This window comes from Streptomyces katrae (assembly GCF_000966975.1).
In the GTDB taxonomy this organism is placed as follows: domain Bacteria; phylum Actinomycetota; class Actinomycetes; order Streptomycetales; family Streptomycetaceae; genus Streptomyces; species Streptomyces katrae.
The window spans coordinates 1-830 of record NZ_JZWV01001522.1 but is presented as its reverse complement, the minus strand read 5'-3'; the positions used below and the strand labels follow the sequence as shown (position 1 = coordinate 830).

The 830-nt window shown below is 75.1% G+C and carries 2 protein-coding genes; both read right to left on the bottom strand.

Translation table 11 applies throughout. The features are described 5' to 3' along the window. A partial coding sequence (locus tag VR44_RS38855; protein ID WP_045952402.1) for a hypothetical protein occupies positions 1-382 on the bottom strand: 382 nt, incomplete at its 3' end. 27 nt (positions 383-409) lie between these two features. Further along, positions 410-830: zinc finger domain-containing protein (locus tag VR44_RS38850; protein ID WP_045952401.1), on the bottom strand; the 421-nt coding region annotated here is incomplete at its 5' end.

Sequence of the window (830 nt, the reverse complement as noted above, 5' to 3'; positions counted from 1 at the left end):
CTCCCGGGTCGGCGGGGTCGGCCACCAGGCCGGTGAAGTCGGCCTCGTTGCGCTCGGCCCGCGCCACGTACCAGCGGGCGATCAGCCACATCACCGGGTACGCCCCCAGCCCGAGCGCCACCCACACCAGCGGGCCGGAGGCCGCCCGGGGCAGCAGGAAGCCCAGCGGGAGCAGCCCGAGCACCAGGACCAGCACCGCCAGCGCGCCCAGCCCGGCGCGCAGCTGGCTGCGCATCAGGGCGCGCACGTAGGTGGCGCCGAGGGTGGTCTGCTCGGAGATCTCCGAGCGGGCCGGGGCGTGCGCGGGCGGTCTGCGGCGGGCGCCGCGCGGGACTCCGGTGACGACCTCCCGCCGGGGCGGTGGCTGCTGCTGCTCGGCCATGGTGCCGGAGTCTACGCAGCGGCCCCGCTACTTGAGGAGGCGGGAGAGCCTGCGGTCGGCGAGCGGTTTGCCGCCCGTCTGGCAGGTGGGGCAGTACTGCAGTGAGGAGTCGGCGAACGACACCGAGCGGACGGTGTCCCCGCACACCGGGCAGGGCTCGCCGTCCCGGCCGTGTACGCGCAGCCCGCTCTTCTTCTCGGCCTTCAGCTGCCCGGCGGCCAGGCCGTGGGCCCGTTCGACGGCGGCCCGCAGGGTTTCGCGCACCGCCTCGTAGAGGTGGGTGACCTGCTCCTCGTCGAAGGAGGCGGCCAGCTTGAAGGGGGAGACGCGGGCCGCGTGCAGGATCTCGTCGCTGTAGGCGTTGCCGATGCCGGCGATCACGGCCTGGTCCCGCAGGACCCCCTTGATCTGGCGCCGCTCACCGGCGAGGAGGGCGGCGAAGGCGTCC